Origin of the sequence: Xanthomonas boreopolis, from assembly GCF_046529185.1 — a bacterium.
In the GTDB taxonomy this organism is placed as follows: Bacteria; Pseudomonadota; Gammaproteobacteria; order Xanthomonadales; family Xanthomonadaceae; genus Pseudomonas_S; species Pseudomonas_S boreopolis.
In genome coordinates, this window is the sequence record NZ_CP097162.1 from 144,522 (window position 1) to 165,318 (window position 20,797).

The 20,797-nt window shown below is 70.2% G+C and carries 12 protein-coding genes; 10 read left to right on the plus strand and 2 right to left on the minus strand.

Features of this window, described 5'->3' with window-relative positions; genetic code table 11:
- Positions 1-49 precede the first annotated feature (49 nt).
- The 4 genes from M3M27_RS00600 (at position 50) to M3M27_RS00615 (ending at position 4,699) form a co-directional block, all read left to right on the plus strand.
- On the plus strand, positions 50-793 hold the full coding sequence (locus M3M27_RS00600) for an endonuclease/exonuclease/phosphatase family protein (RefSeq protein ID WP_434026828.1): 744 nt from the start codon (positions 50-52) through the stop codon (positions 791-793).
- Complete coding sequence (gene clsB, locus M3M27_RS00605) at positions 790-2,004, plus strand: cardiolipin synthase ClsB (protein WP_434026829.1); 1,215 nt, start codon at positions 790-792, stop codon at positions 2,002-2,004. The genes M3M27_RS00600 and clsB overlap by 4 nt, the downstream gene beginning before the upstream one ends.
- Entirely contained in the window at positions 2,001-2,966 is a 966-nt protein-coding gene (locus tag M3M27_RS00610) for a lysylphosphatidylglycerol synthase domain-containing protein (RefSeq protein WP_434026830.1), read from the plus strand. The genes clsB and M3M27_RS00610 overlap by 4 nt, the downstream gene beginning before the upstream one ends.
- Before the next feature lie 80 nt (positions 2,967-3,046).
- On the plus strand, positions 3,047-4,699 hold the full coding sequence (locus M3M27_RS00615) for an amidase (protein WP_434026831.1): 1,653 nt from the start codon (positions 3,047-3,049) through the stop codon (positions 4,697-4,699).
- A 3-nt stretch (positions 4,700-4,702) separates the two neighbouring features.
- Here M3M27_RS00615 and M3M27_RS00620 read toward each other — a convergent pair whose 3' ends face one another.
- Together M3M27_RS00620 and M3M27_RS00625 are read right to left on the minus strand one after the other, a co-directional pair.
- Entirely contained in the window at positions 4,703-5,725 is a 1,023-nt protein-coding gene (locus M3M27_RS00620) for a PfkB family carbohydrate kinase (protein WP_434026832.1), read from the minus strand.
- A 70-nt stretch (positions 5,726-5,795) separates the two neighbouring features.
- The gene (locus M3M27_RS00625; protein ID WP_434026833.1) at positions 5,796-5,993 is read right to left on the minus strand and encodes a hypothetical protein; all 198 of its coding nucleotides are present in this window, start codon (positions 5,991-5,993) and stop codon (positions 5,796-5,798) included.
- 21 nt (positions 5,994-6,014) lie between these two features.
- Between M3M27_RS00625 and M3M27_RS00630 the strand changes: the two genes are divergently transcribed.
- The 6 genes from M3M27_RS00630 (at position 6,015) to M3M27_RS00655 (ending at position 20,746) form a co-directional block, all read left to right on the plus strand.
- Complete coding sequence (locus tag M3M27_RS00630; RefSeq protein WP_434026834.1) at positions 6,015-8,780, plus strand: TonB-dependent receptor; 2,766 nt, start codon at positions 6,015-6,017, stop codon at positions 8,778-8,780.
- A 181-nt stretch (positions 8,781-8,961) separates the two neighbouring features.
- Positions 8,962-12,150: a TonB-dependent receptor gene (locus M3M27_RS00635; RefSeq protein ID WP_434026836.1), complete on the plus strand. Its 3,189-nt coding sequence runs from the start codon at positions 8,962-8,964 to the stop codon at positions 12,148-12,150.
- 227 nt (positions 12,151-12,377) lie between these two features.
- Positions 12,378-14,510, plus strand: a complete 2,133-nt coding sequence (locus M3M27_RS00640) for a hypothetical protein (RefSeq protein ID WP_434026837.1) — start codon at positions 12,378-12,380, stop codon at positions 14,508-14,510.
- A 113-nt stretch (positions 14,511-14,623) separates the two neighbouring features.
- A complete protein-coding gene (locus tag M3M27_RS00645) occupies positions 14,624-15,643 on the plus strand; it encodes a pectinesterase family protein (protein ID WP_434026838.1) in 1,020 nt (339 codons plus the stop codon).
- Positions 15,640-16,686, plus strand: a complete 1,047-nt coding sequence (gene pelA / locus M3M27_RS00650; protein WP_434026839.1) for a pectate lyase — start codon at positions 15,640-15,642, stop codon at positions 16,684-16,686. Before M3M27_RS00645 ends, pelA begins: the two co-directional genes overlap by 4 nt.
- A gap of 247 nt (positions 16,687-16,933) precedes the next feature.
- Positions 16,934-20,746, plus strand: coding sequence for a LamG-like jellyroll fold domain-containing protein (locus M3M27_RS00655; protein WP_434026840.1), 3,813 nt, complete (start codon positions 16,934-16,936; stop codon positions 20,744-20,746).
- Positions 20,747-20,797: the final 51 nt, after the last annotated feature.

A 20,797-nucleotide genomic window follows, 5' to 3' on the forward strand; every position in this document is an offset into this window, starting at 1 on the left:
GTGCGTACACCCTCGGGACAATGCCATCGGCTCCAAGCGCCCGTGCCGCATGACTTCGATCAACGTCCTCACCGTCAACGTGCACAAGGGATTCAACCTGCTCGGCCGGCGTTTCGTGCTGCCCGAGCTGCGCGAGGCGTTGCGCGCGGTGTCGGCCGAGATGGTGTTCCTGCAGGAGGTGCTGGGCGAGCACGCGCGACATGCGCGGCGCCATGCCAACTGGCCGGCCGAGCCGCAGTACGAGTTCCTGGCCGATACCTTGTGGCCGCAGTTCGCCTACGGCCGCAACGCGATCTACCCGCATGGCCACCATGGCAACGCGATGCTCTCGAAGTTCCCCATCGCGTCGTTCGAGAACCGCGACGTGTCCGTGCAGGGGCACGAGCAGCGCGGCCTGCTGCATGCGGTCGTGCAGGTCCCCGGGCATGCCGTCGAGGTGCACACGATCTGCGTGCACCTGGGGCTGCGCGAGGCGCATCGCCGCCGGCAGATCGACCTGCTGTGCGGCATCGTCGCCAACGGCGTCCCCGCCGATGCGCCGCTGATCGTCGCCGGCGACTTCAACGATTGGCGCACGCGCGGCCATCCGCGCCTGCGCCGCTGCGGGTTGACCGAGGCCTTCGAGCATGCGCACGGGCGCGTCGCCAGGACCTTCCCTTCGCGCTGGCCGGCGCTGCCGGTCGACCGCATCTACCTGCGCAATGCGCGCATCGACGAGGCGCGCGTGCTGTCGGGCCGGCCGTGGTCGCACTTGTCCGACCACGTGCCGCTGTGGGCGAGGATCGCGCTGTGAGAGGCGGGCAGGACATCGGCGCCTGCTGGCGCGGCGGCCATCGCCTGCGCCTGCTGGAGAACGGCGACGCCTACTTCGCCAGGGTGTACGAGGCGATCGATGCGGCCCGGCGCGAGGTGTTGCTGGAGACCTTCATCTGGTTCGAGGACGAGGTCGGCATCCCGCTCAAGGACCGGCTGGTCGCCGCGGCGCGGCGCGGCGTGCACGTGCACCTGCTGGTGGATGCGTTCGGCTCGCCCGACCTGTCGCCGGCGTTCGTCGCCGAGCTGCTCGAGGCCGGCGTGGAACTGCGCATGTTCGATCCCCAGCCGAAGCTGTTCGGCATCCGGCTCAACGTGTTCAGGCGCATGCACCGCAAGTTGCTGGCGATCGACGAGACCGTCGGTTTCGTCGGCGGCATCAACTACTCGGCGGACCATCTGGCAGGCTTCGGCCCGGAAGCCAAGCAGGACTACGCGGTGGAGGTGGAAGGCCCGGTCGTGGCCGACATCGTCTCGTTCATGCGCCAGGCCATGGCCACGTACGGCACCGGCGAGCGGTGGGAGCCGGCCGCGACGGTCGACGCGCGCGCCGCCGGAAGCGCCGAGGCGTGCTTCCTGCCGCGCGACAACGCGCGCCGGTCCCGGAGCATCGAACGCGCGTACCGGCAGGCGTTCCGCGCGGCGCGCCGGGAGATCGTCGTCGCCAACGCCTATTTCTTCCCCGGCTATGGCTTCCTGCGCGACCTGTGCGATGCGTCGCGGCGCGGCGTCGACGTGCGCCTGGTCTTCCAAGGGCAGCCGGACACGCCGCTGGCGTTGATGGCCGCGCGGGCGCTGTACCGGCACCTGCTGGACGCGGGCGTGCGGATCTTCGAGTACTGCGAACGCCCCTTCCACGGCAAGATCGCGGTCATCGACGAGGCATGGTGCACGGTCGGCTCGAGCAACCTCGATCCGCTGAGCCTGTCGCTCAACCTGGAGGCGAACCTGTTCGTGCGCGACGCCGCGTTCGCCGGCGAGCTGCGCGGGCGCCTGGGCCGGCTGATGGACGCGCATTGCCGCAAGGTCGATCCGGCGAGCGTGCCGCGCGGACGCATCTGGCGCCGGTTCATGCAGCCGCTGCTGTTCCACGTGCTGCGCCACTTCCCCGAGTGGGCCGGCCGGCTGTCCTCGCGCAGGCCGCGGACCACGCTGGTGCAGGCGCCGCGCATGCGCGGGCCGGCGCCATGAAGCCCGCGCGCGGCCGCCGCTGGCAGCGCGTGCGACGGATCGCCTTCTTCGTCTTCCTGGCGGGCGTGGCGTTGTTGCTGGTGCGCTACGGGCGCTCGGTGGACTGGGCGCAGGTCGGGGCGACGCTGTCCGGCTACTCCGCCGCCACGCTGGCGGCGGCGGTGGCCCTGGCCGCGTGCAGTTACCTGCTGTATTCCGGCTTCGATCTGGCGGCACGCCGTTACGCGCGCCACGCGCTGCCCGCGCCGAAAGTGATGGCGATTTCCGTCATCGCGTACATCTTCAGCCTCAACCTCGGCGCCCTGGTCGGCGGCGCGGCCTTCCGCTACCGGCTGTACGCGCGCGCGGGGCTCGGCGTCGGCACCATCAGCCGCATCGTGGGCTTCGCCATCGCCACCAACTGGATGGGCTACCTGCTGCTGGCGGGCGTGCTGTTCGTGTCCGGGCAGGTGCGCGTGCCGGCGAACTGGCCGGTCGGCGCGACGAGGCTGCCGTGGCTGGGCGCGGCCATGCTGTCGCTCGTTGCCGGGTACCTGGTCGCCTGCCACGTCGCGCGCGGGCGCGTGCTGCACCTGCGCCGGCGCCATTTCCGCCTGCCCTCGCCGGCGCTCGCCCTGCTGCAGCTGGTGCTGGCATCGGCGAACTGGGCGCTGATGGGGGCGCTGCTGTTCGTGCTGATGCCCTCCGGCGCGACCTATCCCGCGGTGCTGGCCGCCTTGCTGGTGGCCGCGATCGCCTCGGCGGTCGCCCACATCCCGGCCGGCGTCGGCGTGCTGGAGGCGGTGTTCATCCCGCTGCTGGGGCACCAGGCGCCGGCACCGCAGGTGCTGGCCGCATTGCTGGCCTATCGCGCCTGCTACTACCTGGGACCGCTGCTGGCGGCGATCGCCGGCTATGCGGTACTGGAGGCCCGCCGGCGGCGCGATGCGACGGCGCACGGCGATCCGCGGCCGGGACCGTAGCGGGCATTCCGCCGTATGCTTCGCCGCGGCGCCACGAGCGAAGGCGATCGGCCGGAGACAGCGCCAGCGAGGTCGTCCCCATGCAGCTCCGCCGCGGTTCCGCGACGACATTGGCAGCGCTCCTGTCGCTGGCGTGCATCGCCGCGCCCGGCCGTGCGCAGACCGCGTTCGATCTCGAGACGGCCAGCATCGCCGACATCAACCGCGCGATCGACAGCGGGGCGCTGACGTCCGAACGGCTGGTGCAGTTGTCGCTGGCGCGGATCCGCGCCTACGACCCGCACCTGCACGCGATCATCGGCCTCAACCCGCACGCGCTCGAGCAGGCGCGCATGCTCGACGCCGAGCGGCGCAGCCAGGGACGCCGCTCGCCGCTGCACGGCATCCCGGTCCTGGTGAAGGACAACATCAACACGCGCGACCTGCCGACCACGCTCGGTTTCTACGGCCTGAAGGGCGCCATTCCCAAGGCCGATGCCACGGTGGTCGCGCGGTTGCGTAAAGCGGGCGCGATCATCCTGGCCAAGGCGAACCTGAGCGAACTGGCCTCCGGGCCGCCGCTGAGCTCGCTGGGCGGGCAGACGCGCAATCCGCACGATCCCGCCTACAGCCCGGCCGGTTCTTCCAACGGGACGGCGGTCGGCGTGGCCGCGGGATACGCGCCGGTCGGCATCGCCACCGACACCACCGGTTCGGCGCGCTGGCCGGCGGCGACCAACGGCGTGGTCGGCCTGCGCCCGAGCACGGGGGCGCTCAGCTACGCCGGCATCCAGCCGAACGCGCCGACGCTGGACACCGTGGGCACCATGGCCCGCTCGGTGGCGGACGCCGCGCTCGTGTTCGCTGTGCTGGAAGGAACCGATGGAGCGGGCGACGGGAACGGGCCGACGTCCACCGGCACCCTGCCCGGCCTCCGCGCGGACGCCTTGCGCGGGGCCCGCATCGGCTTCCCACGCCGTGACTTCTCCGGCGACGATCCCGCCGTGGACGCGGTGATGGGCGACGCCCTCGCCCAGCTCGAGGCCGCCGGCGCCACGGTGGTCGACGTCGAGCTGCCGTTCTGGCTGCCCCGCCTCGCGGGCGACCTGCAGTCGATCATCGTGCGGACCGAGTCCGCGCCCTCGCTCGATGCATACCTGGCGGCATCGTTCCCGCCGGGGTTCCCGCGCAGCCATGCGCAGATCCTGGCGATGAGCGAGGCCCTCAACGCCGCACCGCCCGCGGGCGCCACGCCCAACCCGGGGCGGCTGGACGGCTACCGCGACGAAGCCCGGGCGCCCGCGTCGACCGATGCCTACTACCAGGCCGCCGTGCGCGAGGGGTTGCAGTTCGTCAGGGCGTCCATGCGTGCCGTCCTGGTCCAGAACCGGCTCGACGCGATCGTCTATCCGACCCAGACCATGCGCATCAACCGCATCGGGGAAGCGCCGGCGCGGAATTCGCGCGGGCTGTTCGGCAACCATGGCCCGGTCCTGGCCAGCCTGGCCGGCTGGCCCGAGCTGACCGTGCCGGCGGGCGCCACGCCGGAAGGCCTGCCCGTGGGCATCTCCTTCCTCGGGCCCGCCTCCAGCGAGTCCCGCCTGCTCGGCTACGGGTTCGCGTTCGAACAGAAGACGCATGCGCTGCGCCAGCCGGCGCAAACGCCGCCGCTTGCCGGCGATCGCTTCACGTATGCCGGGCCGGCGCAGGAAACGACGACGCAGGGATCGCGCGCGTCCCCGCAGCGTCCTTAGCGCCTAGCGCCGCACGTCGTAGCGGCCTTCCCCGACCAGCGCCTGCACCTCGGCCACCGATACCGGGTTGAAATCGCCGGGAACCGAGTGTTTCAGGCAACCCGCGGCCAGGCCGAAGCGCACCGTCGCCTGCATGTCCCAGCCCTCGATCAGCCCGTGCAGGATGCCGGCCGCGAACGCATCGCCGCCGCCGATGCGGTCGACGATCGGGACCAGCTGTTCCTCCGGCGCCACGGCTTCGCCGCCGTCGCGCTGCAGCAGCATCGCCCCCAGCGCGTGGTGGTCGACGTTGTGCGCGGTGCGCTGGGTGCAGGCCATCCAGCGCAGCTGCGGGAACGCCTCGAACGCCTGCCGCGCGGCGGCGCGCACGCGCTCGCGCGGATCGTCCTGCTCGAACCGCCCGCCCAGCACCACGCCGATGTCGCGATGGTCGGCGAACGCGATGTCGGCGCAGGCGAACAGCTCGCGCAGGATCCCGGCCGCGTCGCCGCCCCAGCGCTGCCACAGCTTGGGCCGGTAGTTGCCGTCGAACGACACGCGCACGCCCAGTTCGCGCGCGGTGCGGGCCGCCGCCAGCGTGGCCTGCGCGACGTTGTCGCCCAGCGCCGGGCTGACGCCGGACAGGTGCAGCCAGTGCGCGCCCTGCAGCAGGCCGCGCCAGTCGTAGCCGGCCGGGTCGGCCAGGGCGAAGGCCGAGTCGGCGCGGTCGTAGACCACCTCGCTGGGCCGGTGGACCGCGCCGGTGGTCAGGAAGTACAGGCCCATGCGGCCCTCGGTGCGGCGCACGTGCCGGGTATCGACGCCATGCCGGCGCAACTCGCCGGCGACGTAGGCGCCCAGCGGATTGTCGGCCACGGTGCTGGCCATCGACACGGCATGGCCGAAGTGCGCCAGCGACACGCCGACGTTGGCCTCGGCGCCACCGGCGTGGACTTCCAGGCTGGGCGTTTGCAGCAACAGCTGGTGGCCCGGGGCCCCCAGCCGCAGCAGCAGTTCGCCGAAACAGACGATGCGGTGCGGGGTCATGCGTTGCGTTTCCTCGTTGTCGGGGCGCGAAACGAGGTGGGGACCCGTCGCGAGTGATTGGCCATCGGTGTCATTCTATCCGCGCCCCTCCGGCGTCCGGCAAGCCCCCGCGGAAGGCATTGTCGCCGGGACTGTCGCGGGACAAGTCGCTGATTCGGGGGGATTTCCTGCTGCGCTGCAAGATGTGACCACGTTCTTCACCTGCTACCGTCGTTTTGACCAGCGGTGTCATCCGCTGCAGACCAGCCTGGATATCAGCGTAGTTCATGTGCCCTTGGGAGGGGAGGACATGCAATCTCGTAGTCATCGCCGGAAGACACCGGTTACCTTGCTCGCGCTCTCGATCGGCCTGGCCCTGCAGGCCGGCCACGCTTTCGCCCAGGACGCCGCCACGCCGGCCGGCGCGGCGCCCGCGGCACAGGATCCCACCGACCTCGACACCATCGTCGTGACCGGCTACCGCGCCAGCGTCGAGAAGGCGCTGGACATCAAGCGCGCCGAGAAGGGCATGGTCGACGCCATCGTGGCCGAGGACATCGCCAACTTCCCCGACCTCAACCTGGCCGAGTCGCTGCAGCGCATCCCCGGCGTGGTGATCACCCGCGATGCCGGCGAGGGCCGCAACATCTCGGTGCGCGGCCTGGGCCCGGACTTCACCCGCGTGCGCATCAACGGCATGGAGGCGCTGACCACGGTGGGCGGTTCGGACCAGAGCGGCGGCTCCAACCGCAGCCGCGGCTTCGACTTCAACGTGTTCGCCTCGGACCTGTTCTCGCAGCTGATCGTGCGCAAGACCGCCTCGGCCGACGTCGAGGAAGGCTCGCTCGGCGCCACCGTCGACCTGCGCACCGCGCGCCCGTTCGACTACGACGGCTTCACCTTCGCCGCCAGCGGCCAGGCCAGCTACAACGACATGTCGCAGAAGGCCGACCCGCGCGTGGCCGCGCTTGTGGCCAACACCTGGGCGGACGGCACCTTCGGCGGCCTGCTGTCGGTGGCCTACTCCGAGCGCCAGCTGCTCGAGGAAGGCAGCAACAGCGGGCGCTGGGCCAACGGCCCGGCCAACAACGGCTTCAACCCGTCCTCGCCGTTCTCGCAGGCCAACAGCGCGGACGTGTTCAGCCCGCGCTTCCCGCGCTACACGCTGATGGAGCACGACCAGAAGCGGCTGGGCGTCACCGGCTCGCTGCAGTGGAAGGTCAGCGACGACACCGAGCTCTCGCTGGACGCGCTGTACTCCAAGATCGACGCCAAGCGCACCGAGAAGTACATCGAGGCGATCAGCTTCAGCCGCGGCCGCTCGCAGAACGGCAAGCCGGAGATGATCGTCAAGGACGGCTATGTCGATCCGTCGACCGGCGCGCTCCTGTACGGCGAGTTCGACAACGTCGACATCCGCTCCGAACAGCGCTACGACGAGTGGAACACCGTGTTCAAGCAGATCGGGCTCAGCGGCGAGCACCGCTTCAGCGACACGTTCAAGATCAACGGCCAGGTCGGCACCTCGAAGTCCAAGCACGAGAACCCGATCCAGACCACGGTCATCATGGACAAGTACAACGTGGACGGCTACAGCTACGACTATCGTGGCGACAGCCGCTTCCCGGCGTTCGACTACGGCATCAGCCCCACCGACCCGAACGGCTGGACGCTGGCCGAGATCCGCCTGCGCCCGCAGTACGTCGACAACGACTTCGACACCGCCAGCCTGGACTTCGACTGGAACTTCGGCCCGAACTTCACCCTGAAGGGCGGCGTGCTGGCCAAGAACTACAAGTTCGGCACCAAGGAATTCCGGCGCGCCTCGGAGGTCACCGTGCCGAACTTCGCCGACGGCACCAAGACCGTGCCGGCAGGCTATACCGAGATCGCCACCCTGGAGGGCATCACCGGTTCTCCCAACAGCTGGGTGATCCCCGACCTGAACGCCATCGCCGATGCGCTGGACATCTACAGCAACAGCGGCACCTTCGCCCTGGCCGAGCGCGCGGTGAACACGCGCAGCGTGGAGGAGAAGGATCGCGGCGCCTGGTTGATGGGCGAGTTCTCCTTCGACATCGGCTCGATCCCGTTCTCCGGCAACCTGGGCGTGCGCTACGTCAAGACCAAGCAGTCCTCGACCGGCTACGCCACCGTCAGCGGCTCGCCGGTGAACACGACGGTCGAGCGCGAGTACGACGACACCCTGCCCTCGCTGAACCTGGTCGCGGAGATCACGCCCGACTTCCTGGTCCGCTTCGGCGCGGCCAAGGTGATGGCGCGCCCGGGCCTGGGCAGCCTGACCCCGGGCGTGACCGTCAACGTCTCCGGCGGCGCGCGCACCATCAGCGGCGGCAACCCGAACCTGGACCCGATCCGCGCCAAGACCGCCGACCTGGGCTTCGAGTGGTACTTCCAGGAAGGCGCGATGCTGGGGCTGGCGCTGTTCTACAAGGACATCGAGAGCTTCGTGCAGACCGCGCGCACCGTGATGCCGTACTCGGCCAGCGGCCTGCCGCTGAGCCTGCTCGAGGGCACCGGCGCGGGCGCCAACGACGACTTCACCTTCAGCGTCCCGCTCAACACGCCCGGCGGCGACCTGAAGGGCGTGGAGGTCAACTACACCCAGCCCTTCACCTTCCTGCCGGGCAAGTGGAGCAACCTCGGCCTGCAGGTGAACTACACCTACGTCGATTCGAAGATCCAGTACCTGACCACCAGCGGCGCAAACTCGCTCAACACCGACCTGACCGGCCTGTCGAAGAACTCCTACAACGGCACGCTGTTCTACGAAGGCAAGAAGTTCAGCGGCCGCGTGTCCTACACCCACCGCGACAAGTACCTGACCCAGGTGCCCGCCACCGAGGCCGGCTTCGACGTGCACGGCATGAGCGCGGTCAACACCGTCGACGCGTCGCTGAGCTGGAAGATCGACGACCGCATCGAGCTGAGCCTGGAGGGCATCAACCTCACCAACGAGGCGTCCGACGAGTGGGTCGGCTCGGGATGGGAGCTGCCGCTGCAGTACAGCGAGACCGGCCGCCAGTACCTGCTGGGCTTCCGCTACAAGTTCTGAGTACCGCTCCACGCGAGCCTTCCGTCCGCCGGCCCTGCGCGCCGGCGGACGCTCCGGCCGGCCGCGATGCGGCACGGCCCTTGCCGGACCTCTGTCCGGATTTCATTGACATGCGCCAAGGCGGGCAACGCCCAGGGGGATGGAAGGGCGGTCCGCCAGCGCGTCCTAGGGAGAGACATCGATGACCGTATCCATGCCGCGCGCCCCCGTGCCCGCCGCGTTCACCCTGCTTTCGCTGTCCATCGCCGCGGCCCTGCAGCTGGCGGCCGCGCCTGCCACCGCCCAGGAGCCCGTGTCCAGGACCGAGCAGGACGTGCAGGACCTCGACCGCGTCGAGGTCAAGGCCAGCTACCGCGAGAGCCTGCAGCAGTCGCTGGACGAGAAGCGCTACAGCGTCGAGCAGGTGGACGCGATCTTCGCCGAGGACATCGGCAAGTTCCCCGACCTCAACCTGGCCGAGTCGATGCAGCGCATCGCCGGCGTGGCGATCGACCGCGACGGCGGCGAGGGCAAGCAGATCTCGGTGCGCGGCCTGGGCTCGGACTTCACGCGCGTGCGCATCAACGGCCTGGAGGCGCTGGCCACCGCCGGCAGCGGCACCGACGGCGTCAACCGCAGCCGCGGCTTCGACTTCAATACCTTCGCCTCCGAGCTGTTCAGCCGGGTCAAGATCAACAAGACCCAGTCGGCGCAAATGGACGAGGGCTCGCTGGGCGCGACGGTCGACCTGCGCGGCTCACGCCCGTTCGACTTCGACGGCTTCCAGGCCGCCGGCTCGGTGCAGTACGGCTACAACGACCTGTCCGAGAAGAAGGACCCGCGCGTGTCGGCGCTGGTCAGCAACATCTGGGCGGACGGGCGCATCGGCGCGCTGATGTCGGTGTCCTACAACAAGCGCCACCTGCGCGAGGAAGGCTACAACCCGGTGCGCTGGGAGCACGGCAACTACCGCAACTCCAACCAGTCCACCGCCAGCAACAACGGCACCTACGGCTTCTGCAGCCCGGTCGGCTACGACCCGCAGACGCCGCGCAACCCGCTGTCCAACGAGACGCCTGCCGGGGTCGGCTCGGCCGCCAACCAGGCCCGCAACAACGGTTGGGGCAGCTACGGCATCGACGCCACCCATTGCGGCACCGGCATCGACCGCCCGGCCAACACGCCGGAGAACATCGAGGCCTACGAGACCGCCACCAACGCGTGGATCCCGCGCTATCCGCGCTACGTGCGCACCGAGCACGAGCTGGAGCGGCTGGGCGTGACCGGCTCGGTGCAGTTCAAGGTGAGCGACGACACCCGGCTCAACCTGGACATGCTGTACTCCAAGTTCGACAAGACGGTGCGCGAGGACTCGGTCGGCGCCAACCTGCACCGCACCGCCAACCTCGGCGGCAAGACCCAGATCGTGGTGCGCGAGGCGCAGGTCGACGACCAGAACCGGCTGGTGTACGGGGTGTTCGACAACGTCGATTTCCGCACCGAGTCGAGCATGATCGACGAGACCACCGAGTTCAAGCAGTTCAGCCTGGACCTGGAACACCGCTTCAACGACGCGGTGCGGCTCAACGCCGTCGTCGGGCACTCGCAGTCCGACTACGAGCGGCCGGTGTACTCGATGGTGAGCTTCGACAACACCAACCTCGACGGGTTCGTGCTGGACATGCGCAACGGCGGCGACTACCCGTCGATGACGTTCCCGTTCGACATGTCCAACCCCGGCAACTGGGCCTGGCTCGGCTACGGCGCGGTGCCGGTCAACGCCAACGGCACCGCGCGCGGCACCAACATCAGCGAGGTCCGGCTCAACCCGAGCTACGTCAACAACGCCTTCGACACGGCCAAGGTGGACCTGGAGTTCAACCTCAACCCGACCTTCACCCTCCGCTTCGGCGGGGCGTACAAGAACTACGACATGGACACGCAGGAGTACCGGCACATCGCCTACGGCCGGCTCGCGCAGAGCCTGCCCGAGGGGGTGACGGTCGGCGATCTCAGCACCACGCTCGGCGGCTTCGGCAGCAGCCTCGACGGCGTGCCCCGCAGCTGGCTGGTGCCGGACTTCGGCAAGGTCGCCGAATTGCTGAACATCTACTGCAACTGCGACACCGGCGTGCCCGGCGGCGACTACCGCCTGGCCGGCATCGGCCACTACGGCTCGTCCAACAACAACTTCGAGGTCAACGAGAAGAGCCTGGCCACGTACCTGCAGCTGGACTTCAACACCGACTTCCTCGGCCGACCGCTGCGCGGCAACCTCGGCGTGCGCTACGTGGACACGCAGATCACCGCCTCGGGCTACACGCCCTGCCAGGCCAGCAGCGCGGAGAACCGCTCGGCCGCCTGCGAGCCGTTCTTCGGCGTGGCCAGCGCCACCGACGCGGCGGGCGACCGCTGGCTCGCGCGCAGCGCGGTCACCCACTCGTACAAGGACGTGCTGCCCTCGCTCAACCTGTCCTGGGACGTCGCCGACGACGTGGTGCTGCGCTTCGGCGCGGCCAAGACGATGGCGCGCCCGACCCTGGCCTACCTGTCGCCGAGCATGAGTGGCGGCCCGACCCAGTACTTCGACGACGGCCGCTACTACTCGATCAACCTGGGCAACCCCAAGCTCGACCCGTACCGTTCCACCAACTACGACCTCAGCGCGGAATGGTACTTCCGGCCGGGCTCGCTGGTGTCCGCCGCGGTGTTCTACAAGGACATCGACAGCTACGTGCAGCGCACGCGCATGCTGACCACCTGGGAAGGGATGGGCTACTCGCTGGACCTGCTGCCGGTCGGCTTCACGCCGGACACGATCTTCAACGTGCAGAGCTACTTCAACACGCCCGGCGGCCCGCTCAAGGGCTTCGAGCTGACCTACCAGCAGGCCTTCGACTTCCTGCCCGGGTTCTGGCGCAACTTCGGCATCCAGCTGAACTACACGCAGGTCGATTCCAAGATCAAGTACCTGTTCAGCACCGCGGGCAACGGCAACACCACCATCACCACCTCGGTGACCGAGAAGGACCTGCTGAACCTGTCGCCGCACTCGTACAACGCCACGCTGTACTACGACGACGGCAAGTTCAGCGCGCGCGTGTCCACCAGCTACCGCGACGGCTACATCAACAACATTCTCTCGCAGGAGGACGTGTGGGACCTGGACGGCAACAAGCTGGCCACGGCGGACGTGACCGGCAAGTACAGCGTCGAGAACGTGGACTTCAACATGTCCTACCGGGTCACCAAGAAGCTCACGGTCACCTTCGAGGCCACCAACCTGCTCGACACGGCCGACCGCCGCTACGTCGATTCCACCCTGGAGCTGCCCGACAAGTACACCGTCACCGGGCGCCAGTACTACCTGGGAGCGCGCTACAAGTTCTGATCGACCCGCCGGCGCCATCCCTCGCTGCCGGAGCGGCGGGGTTGCGCCGGCGACGGCCGTCTCCGCACGGAGGCGGCTTGCGCGCCGGGACGCGGCGCGCAGGTACGGGGGCGCTCCACGGGACGTGGAGCGGAAGTCGCCTGGAGGCACGGTTCCGGCTCAACCATACTTCGGAGGGATTTATGGATATGAGGTCATGTGCATCGCGTTGTCTGTTGGCAATGGCAGTGGCAATCGCGGGAACCGTGGCGGCGGGATCCGCCCAGGCGCAGAGCGGCGCCAACCTCAGCCTGGGCGCCTCGGCCGACGGGTCGAGCAAGGCCAGCGGCACCAGCTACGGCAACGTGGCCGACGGCAACCCGGGCACCTGGTGGTCGCCCGGGGGCTCGACCGGCCGCGTCTCGGTGAAGTGGGGCGCGGCGACCACGGTCGGCGCGGTGGTGATCCGCGAACCGGCCGGCCATGAAGGCCGCATCGGCAGCTGGCGGCTGGTCAACAACGACACCGGCGCGGTGCTGGCCACCGGCTCCGGCGCGGGCACGATCAGCTTCGCGCCGGTCGCGCTGACCAAGATCAACTTCGAGATCACCGGTTCGTCGGCCACGCCGGCGGTGGCCGAATTCGAGACCTATGCAGGCGGCGGCACGTCCACGCCGGCGCCGCTGAGCGTGTCGCTCAACGCCTCCGCGTCCGGCACCAGCGCGGTGTTGAGCTGGTCGGTCGCCGGCGGCACCGCGGCCAGCCAGCAGGTCTTCCGCGATACCGATTCCAACCCGAGCGGGCGGGTCAGCATCGCCACCGGCGTGAGCGGCAGCGGCCACACCGATGCGGGGCTGGCGCCGGGAACCTACTACTACTGGGTCCGCGCCACCGACGGCAACGGCACCGGCTACGACTCCAACGCCGCCAGCGTGGTGATCTCCTCGCCCAGCGGCGGCGGGGGCGGCACCGGCACGCAGACCGCCTGCCAGACCCTGGTCAACGACCCAGGCATGAACTGGCGCGAATCGCCGGTGCTGACCACCGACCAGGCCATCGTCGCGTGCCTGGCCGACTCGCTCGGCGCGGCGGTGGGGTTCGGCTACAAGGCGACCGGCGGCTACGATCCGGCCGGCGGCAGCCGCCTGGTGGTGATCACCAAGAACGGCACGACCTCGCCCGAGCAGCAGATCCTCGATGCGATCAGCACCCAGGACTACAAGTGGATCGTGTTCGACAAGCGCGACTTCGCCGCCGACACCGAGCTGGCCATGTACCGGCTGGGCTGCAGCGACCCGAGCGTGCTCGCCGCGCTCGACAACGCCACCACCGCCGAATGCCGCGACCACCGCGTGTGGTGCGCCAACCGCGGCGTGGCCGCCGGCGAGGCCTGCGAGAACACGTTCTTCAACAGCCGGCTCAACAACAGCAGCCTGAACGCGCTCAAGCTGAAGATGATCGACTCGAACACGACCATCGACGGCCGCGGCAGCAAGGCGTACTTCTTCTTCAACGGCTTCAAGATCGGCGCCGACAGCAACAGCGCCAGCACGCACGCCTCGCAGAACGTGATCATCACCAACAACCGCTTCGTCGGCGCCGGGCACATCGAGGACCACGACCTCGACCCGGACATGATCCGCTCCACCGGCGAATCGCACGACATCTGGATCCACCAGAACACGTTCGAGCACACCGGCGACTCGGCCTACGACGTCAAGGTCGGCGCGCACGACATCACCGTGTCGTTCAACAAGCTGGTCAACGTCAAGCGCGCCTCCCTGCACGGCTCGAGCGACAGCGAGACGGTCAGCAGCAAGATCACCACCACCGTGCACGACAACCTGTACGTGACCACCGACGAACACTACGCCGAGAGCGCCTACAACGGCCTGCGCCGGGTGCCGCTGCTGCGCCGCGGCCAGTCGCACATGTTCAACAACGTGTTCTACGGCTATCGCAAGGACCTGCTCAGCATCCGCGTCGGCGGCCGCATCGCCTTCGAGGACAACATGTTCCTCAACAACCTCGCCAACGGCAAAGGCGACGACATGGCCTACTGGGTGGCGAACCTGATCCGCGACTACACCGGCGGCAGCATCGACGTGGCGCGCAGCTACGTGTGGGGCGCGAACGCCGCGTGCCAGCCGCAGGGCACGCCGGGCGACCTGAACTTCGCCTACGGCGCCACGCCGGACATGCTCGCCGGCTACGATGACCTGTCCAGGGACCTGATCAACGCCAACCGCCTGCCGGCCGGCACCGACCTGCTGAAGTACGTGCTGGCCACCGCCGGCAAGGGCGGCATGGCGCCGTTCGTGTCGCCGGACACCGCAGGCCGGGCCGCGATCATCGCGGCCGCGCCCGGAAGCTGCCAGTGAGGGCATGGTTCGCCAGGGGTGCCGTCCTCGTGCGGCGCCCGTCGACCGGGGCCTCCCTGGTCCTGGAACCCCGGGGCGATTCGGGGTTCCTTCCGCATGATGGAGCGAGCGCGATGGTCACGACGGAAGAAAAGGCGCAGGCCCTGCACGGGCGCAACCGCATGGCCCGGGCGCGGCGGCGCCGGGCGGGTTGGGCGATGCTGGCGTGGACGGCGTTGGCCGCGATCCCGGCGCAGGCCGCCGAGGGATGGCAGGTCCTGAGGGTGGCGGCGTCCGGCGGCGATTTCGCGCGCGTGCAGGAGGCGGTGGACGCCGCGGTGCGCGCGCAGCGGCCCACCGAGATCCGCATCGCCGCCGGCGATTACCGCGAGCGCGTGAACGTGCCGTCGAACGCGCCGCCGCTGCACATGGTCGGCGCCAGCGCGACGCTGACGCGGATCGTGTTCGACAACTACGCCGCCAGGATCGACCCGGCCACCGGCCAGCCGTTCGGCACCTCCGGCTCGGCCAGCGTGGTGATCGCCGGCAACGACTTCACCGCCGAGAAGCTGGCCTTCGGCAACGACGCCGGCCCGGTCGGCCAGGCGGTGGCGGTGCGCCTGGACGGCGACCGCATGGCGTTCCGCGACGTGCGCTTCCTCGGCCACCAGGACACGCTGTACCTGCGCGGCACCGGCCTGGCGTACTTCCGCGATTGCCATGTCGAGGGCACGGTGGATTTCATCTTCGGCGCCGGCACCGGGCTGTTCGAGGGCGGCGAGATCCGTTCGATCGGCGATGGCTACGTCACCGCCGCCTCCACCCCGGACACTGCGCGCGCGGGACTGGTGTTCCGCAACGTGCGCCTGACCGCGGCCAACGGCGTGTCCCGGGTCTATCTCGGCCGGCCGTGGCGGCCGTACGCGCAGGTCGCGTTCGTCGGCAGCGAGCTCGGCGCGCACGTCCTGCCGGCCGGCTGGCACGACTGGGACAAGCCGGAGACGCACGTCACCGCCCGGTTCGGCGAGCACGGCAACCGCGGCCCCGGCGCGGACACCTCGCGGCGCGCGGCCTGGGCACGCCTGCTTTCGGCCGCGGAGGCGGCGCAGCTGGACGCGGCGCACCTGCTCGGCAGCTGGAGGCCGTTCCCGTGAGGCGCCTGGTGTGGCTGGCGGCATGGCTGGCATGGCCGGGCGGCGCGGCGGCCGATGCCGTCGCCGACAACATGCTGCTGCTGCAGACGCCGTCGGGCGGCTGGTCCAAGCACTACCAGGGCAAGGCGGTGGACTACGGCCATGCGTTCGACGCCGCCGAGCGCGCCGCGCTGCGCGATCCGGCGCGCCCGGACGAGGCGACCATCGACAACAAGGCGACCACCACCGAGATCGCCTACCTGGCCGAGGCCTATGCGCGCGAGCGCGACGCGCGCTACCTCGACGGCGCGCGGCGCGGCGTGGAGTACCTGCTGGCGGCGCAGTACCCGAACGGCGGCTGGCCGCAGTTCCATCCGGACCATTCGTCGTACCGCCACCTGGTCACCTTCAACGACGACGCGATGACACGGGTAATGGACCTGCTGCAGGACATCGTCGAATCCAAGGGCGCGCTGGCGGCGTTGCACGACGAGTTCGGCGCGCGTGCCGGGGCCGCGCTGGCGCGCGGGCTGGCGTGCGTGCTGGACACGCAGGTGACGATCGACGGCGAACTCACCATCTGGGCGGCGCAGTACGACGAGCACACCCTGCAGCCGGCCAAGGCGCGTGCGTTCGAGCCGGCCGCGCTGGCCACGTCCGAGTCGGTGGGCGTGGTGCGGTTGCTGATGCGCCAGCGCGCGCCCTCGCCCCGCACGAAGGCGGCGATCGAGGCGGCGGTGCGCTGGTTCCAGCGCCACCGGCTGCCGGACCTGGCCACGCGCCGCATCGAGACACCGGCGGGACCGGACCGGGTGGTCGAGCCGGCGCCGGGCGCATCGCTGTGGGCGCGCTTCTACGACCTGCAGCGCCAGCAGCCGCTGTTCGGCGACCGCGACGGCAGCGCGTTCACCGACTTCGGCCGGATGTCGCCGGAGCGCCGCGCCGGGTATGCCTGGTACGGGACCTGGCCGCAGAAATTGCTGGAACATGATTGGCCACGCTGGCGCGCACGGCACGCCGGCATGGCGGAACCGGAGGACGGCGCGCCGGCGGCGCGGCGGTAGTGGATCGAAAGTGGAGGAAGCAGGCGTGGTGCGATCGGGAAGGGTGGTGAAGTGGGGGCGCTGGCTGGGAGCGTGGACGGCGGGAGCCGTCCGGGCTGCGAAGCCCGCCGATGCGGTTCGTTCTTGCGCCGCCTCTTGGCCGGTGGCGCTGCTGCAGGCCGGCGAACCGCCACGAAACCGACCGCGCGCGGCGGGCTGCTCGCCTCGAACGTTTCTGCCGTCCGCGCTCCTGGGACTGCTGGGACTGTTGGCGGGCGCGGCCGGTGCGGCGGAGGCGCCCCGGCTGCTGTTCCAGGCGACGGCCGACAAGGGGTTCGATGCCGACGTGGCCGCCGGCGATCCGGTCCCCAATTTCCGCGACAAGGTCGCGCTGGTCGACAACGGGCGCTCGGGCAAGGCGATCGAGTGGGCCGACGACGGCGTGCTGGCCTGGAACGCGCCCGGCAACCTCTACGCCCAGCGCGGCACGCTCGCGTTCTTCTGGCGCGCGCGCTACCCGGTGGGCGAGGCGCCGTTCGTGATCTTCCGCGTCGGCTACGCCGACCACACCAGCTGGGACATGGCCTGGCTGCGCATCGACTGGAACGGCCACGGCTTCGACGCCTTCGTCACCGACGCCAACCTGGCGCGCACGCGCGTGTCGTTCAAGCTCGACACGCCCCCCGCCGCCGACGCGTGGACGCACCTGGCCTTCGGCTGGGACGAGACCCGCGGCGTGCGTTTGTTCGTCGATGGCCGCGAAGTGGCGCGGCAGGGCATCGAGGAGTCCGCACGGGGATGTGAGGGTCCTTGCGCGGGGCGCGCATCCTTGGATTTCGACGCCGCCCTCGACCAGTTCGGGCTGGCCGGCCGGGTGATGTCGCCGCACCAGGTGCAGAGCCGCTACAACTTCCTGCGCGGCAGCGACTTCGACGAGATCCGCATCTACGACCGCATGCTCGACGCGGCCGGCGTGGCCGCGCTGGCGCAGCTGCGCGAACCGGCCGGCGCCGAGCCGGCCGACCCGGCGGCGCTGCGCGCGGCCTGGCTGCACCGCTTCGGCTGGGACCAGGGCCAGGCGCCGCCGGCGCTGGTCGATCCGGTCACCCGGATCCGCAAGGTCGAGTTCGCCGATGCCAAGGACCTGAAGCAGTGGATGTGGAAGGCCACCGACGGCATCGCCGAGACCACCTGGCCGGGGGTCTACAACCGCTCGCGGCTGCCCGGCCGCAACGACTATTTCCAGCTGCCCGACTGGAACGTCTACGTGGAAGGCGGCAAGGCGCTGGACCTCACTCTGCCCGACGAGCCGTTCAACCGCATCGAGATCCGCGGCGCGGCCTTCGGCCAGGCGAGCTACGGCGACGGCAAGGCTCCGCCGCAGCCGCTGTTCAAGCGCAAGCAGGGCGTGGTGCGCAGCGTGGACCAGTTCGCCGAGCGCCGCGGCGGCACGCTGCGCTTCAGCAACACCGAGCAGGAAACCCCGATCCAGGAGATCTGGGCCTACCACGTCGGCGCCGGCGAGGTCCCGGCCGGCACCGCCACGCTCGACTACACCGTGCGCAGCGACGTCGCCCCGGACTACGCCAACCTCGCGCCGCTGCGCGACTACATCGCCGGGCGTTATCCGGAAGGCGAGCGCGACACCGTGGTCGCGCTGCCGGCCAAGGCGCCGGCGCGCAAGCGCGGCGACGCGCCGCCGTCCGCGTCCGGGGCGCACATGCCGGTAGTGCACGTGCTGGTGCCGTCCACGCTCGGCGACCCGCCGCCCGACCAGCCGCTGATGCGCAGCTGGGCCTATGGCTGGGAGAACATGTACGACGGCCTGGACGGCATCGCCATCGACCTGCCGGCGCTGGACCTGCCGGCGGTGCAGGACGGGCTGATCCCGCTGAACATCCGGGTCAAGGACCCGGTCTGGCCGGCGCGCGACATGATCGACGTGTCGGTCTCGGTGGCGCCGAAGCAGGCGCGCACGCTGTGGCTGGACCTGCGCGACCGCATCCTCGGCGACGACAGCCTGATGCTGTCGATCGCCTCGGCCGCGCCGGGCTTCGATCGCGCCGCGCTCGACGGCGCGCGCATCCGGCTGGTGTTCAAGCCGCGCGCGGAAGCCAAGATCGAGCACGTCGCCGACCGCTTCAACCAGGTCAAGGACAACTGGGGCTTCCTGGTCGAGGAGCACACCACCTCGCAGCGCCAGCGCCTGTACGCGCGCCTGGACCGCGACATCCACGACCTGCTGCGCGTCGACCCCGACCACGCGCTCGGCCGCCAGTACTGGAACGACATCAGCTACGGCAACCAGTCGCCGCTGCCGGTGGCGCTGCCGGACGTGCCCAAGGGCGTGCCGGCCTGGGCGTTCTGGCAGCTGGAGGACCTCAAGGCCACGCGCCGCTACATCAACTGGTGGATCGACCAGCGCCAAGTGGATTACGGCGATTTCGGCGGCGGCATCTCCGACGACTCGGACCTGGTGCAGCAATGGCCGGGCGTGGCGTTGATGGGCGTCGACCCGGACAAGCTCAATGCCTCGCTGTGGGCGCTGTCGGACGCCAACTACCGCAACGGCATGTTCACCGACGGGCTGTCCACCATCGAGACCGACGAGCTGCATGCCTACGAGGAGGGCATCAACCTCAACAGCGCGCTGCTCTACCTCAACTGGGGCGATCCCGCGGTGGTCGAGCGCGCGATGCGCACGGTGAAGGCGTTCGACCGCATCATCCAGGTCAATCCGCAGGGCCACCTGCTGTTCGCCAGCAACTGGTTCGGCGGGCGCAAGGTCTACCGCGAGCCGAACTGGCAGTGGCAGAAGCCGTACTCGTTCCCGATCCTGCACCCGGCGCTGCTGCTCGGCGGCTACAACGCCGACCCGAACGCACGCCGCATCGTCACCGGGCTGGCCGACGGCTATCTCGCCCACGCCCATACCGACGCCAAGGGCCGCTGGGTCCTGCCGAACGAGATCAACTGGAAGACCGGCGCGGTGCGCGGCGGCGAGCTGTGGCAGGGCAGCGGCGGCGCCGACACGCTGCACGCGTTCTGGGCCGCGTGGCGCTGGACCGGCGATGCGCGCTACCTGAAGGTGTTCGACTACCGGGTGGCCGGCAGCGGGCCGAACGGGCTGTCCAACCTCAACGAGAACTTCCTCGACCTGCTCGGCAAGCGCGACAGCTGGGGCGCGCAGCTGGCGCAGGCGGCGGCCAAGGGCGAGGGCGCGCCGGACTTCCCGCACTACGTCGCCTGGGAGAACAGCGGCGACACGCGCTGGCTGGAGGCGCTGTTCCGCGCCGAGACCCGCGAGAAGCTGCAGAACTTCTACATGAACACCGAAGGCCATTGGTGGAGCGACCGGGTCGAATCGCCAACGGTGAACCTGCAGCGCGCGCGCCTGGGCGGCGTGGCGCTCAAGCGCAACCAGACCTATCCGGGGCATACGGTGAGCTGGCGCTTCGACGATCCGGAAGGGGCCGTGCAGGTGGCGCTGCTGCTGCCGAAGCCGCGCGCGGACCGCTTCAGCGTGATCGCCTTCAACACCGGCGCCAAGGCGCAGAAGGCGACGATGACCGGCTGGAACGTGCAGCCGGGCCGCTGGCGGATGCGCATCGGCGCGGACCGCGATGGCGACGGGCGCATCGACGGTCGCGCGCAGGAGCGCGAGGTGGCGTTCGAGCGCAGCGGCTCGGTGCCGGTGGAGTTCGCGCCGCGCCAGGGCACGGTGATCGAGATGGAGCGGGTCGCCGCCGCCGCCGTCCCGGTGGAGTTGCGGCCCGACCTGGGCATCGGCCGCGGCGACGTGCGCATCGATGGCGACGCGGTCGAGGTGACGGTGCACAGCCTCGGCCATGTCGATGCGCCGGCCGGCATGGTGGTGCTGGAGGATGCGCGGGGCCGCGAGCTGGCGCGCGCGGCGCTCCCGGCGCTGGCCGCGCCCGCGGACCTGCAGCCGAGGACGGCGACGGTGCGCTTGTCGATGCCGGCGGGGATGCGCCGCGACGAGTTGCAGGTGGTGGTGCGGGCGGAAGGGGAGGTGGCGGAGGTGACGCAGGCGAACAATCGGGTGCGGTTGGTGCCTTGATGGGGTGGGATGTGTGTTTCCTCCCACGCCATCTCACGGCTTCACGTGATC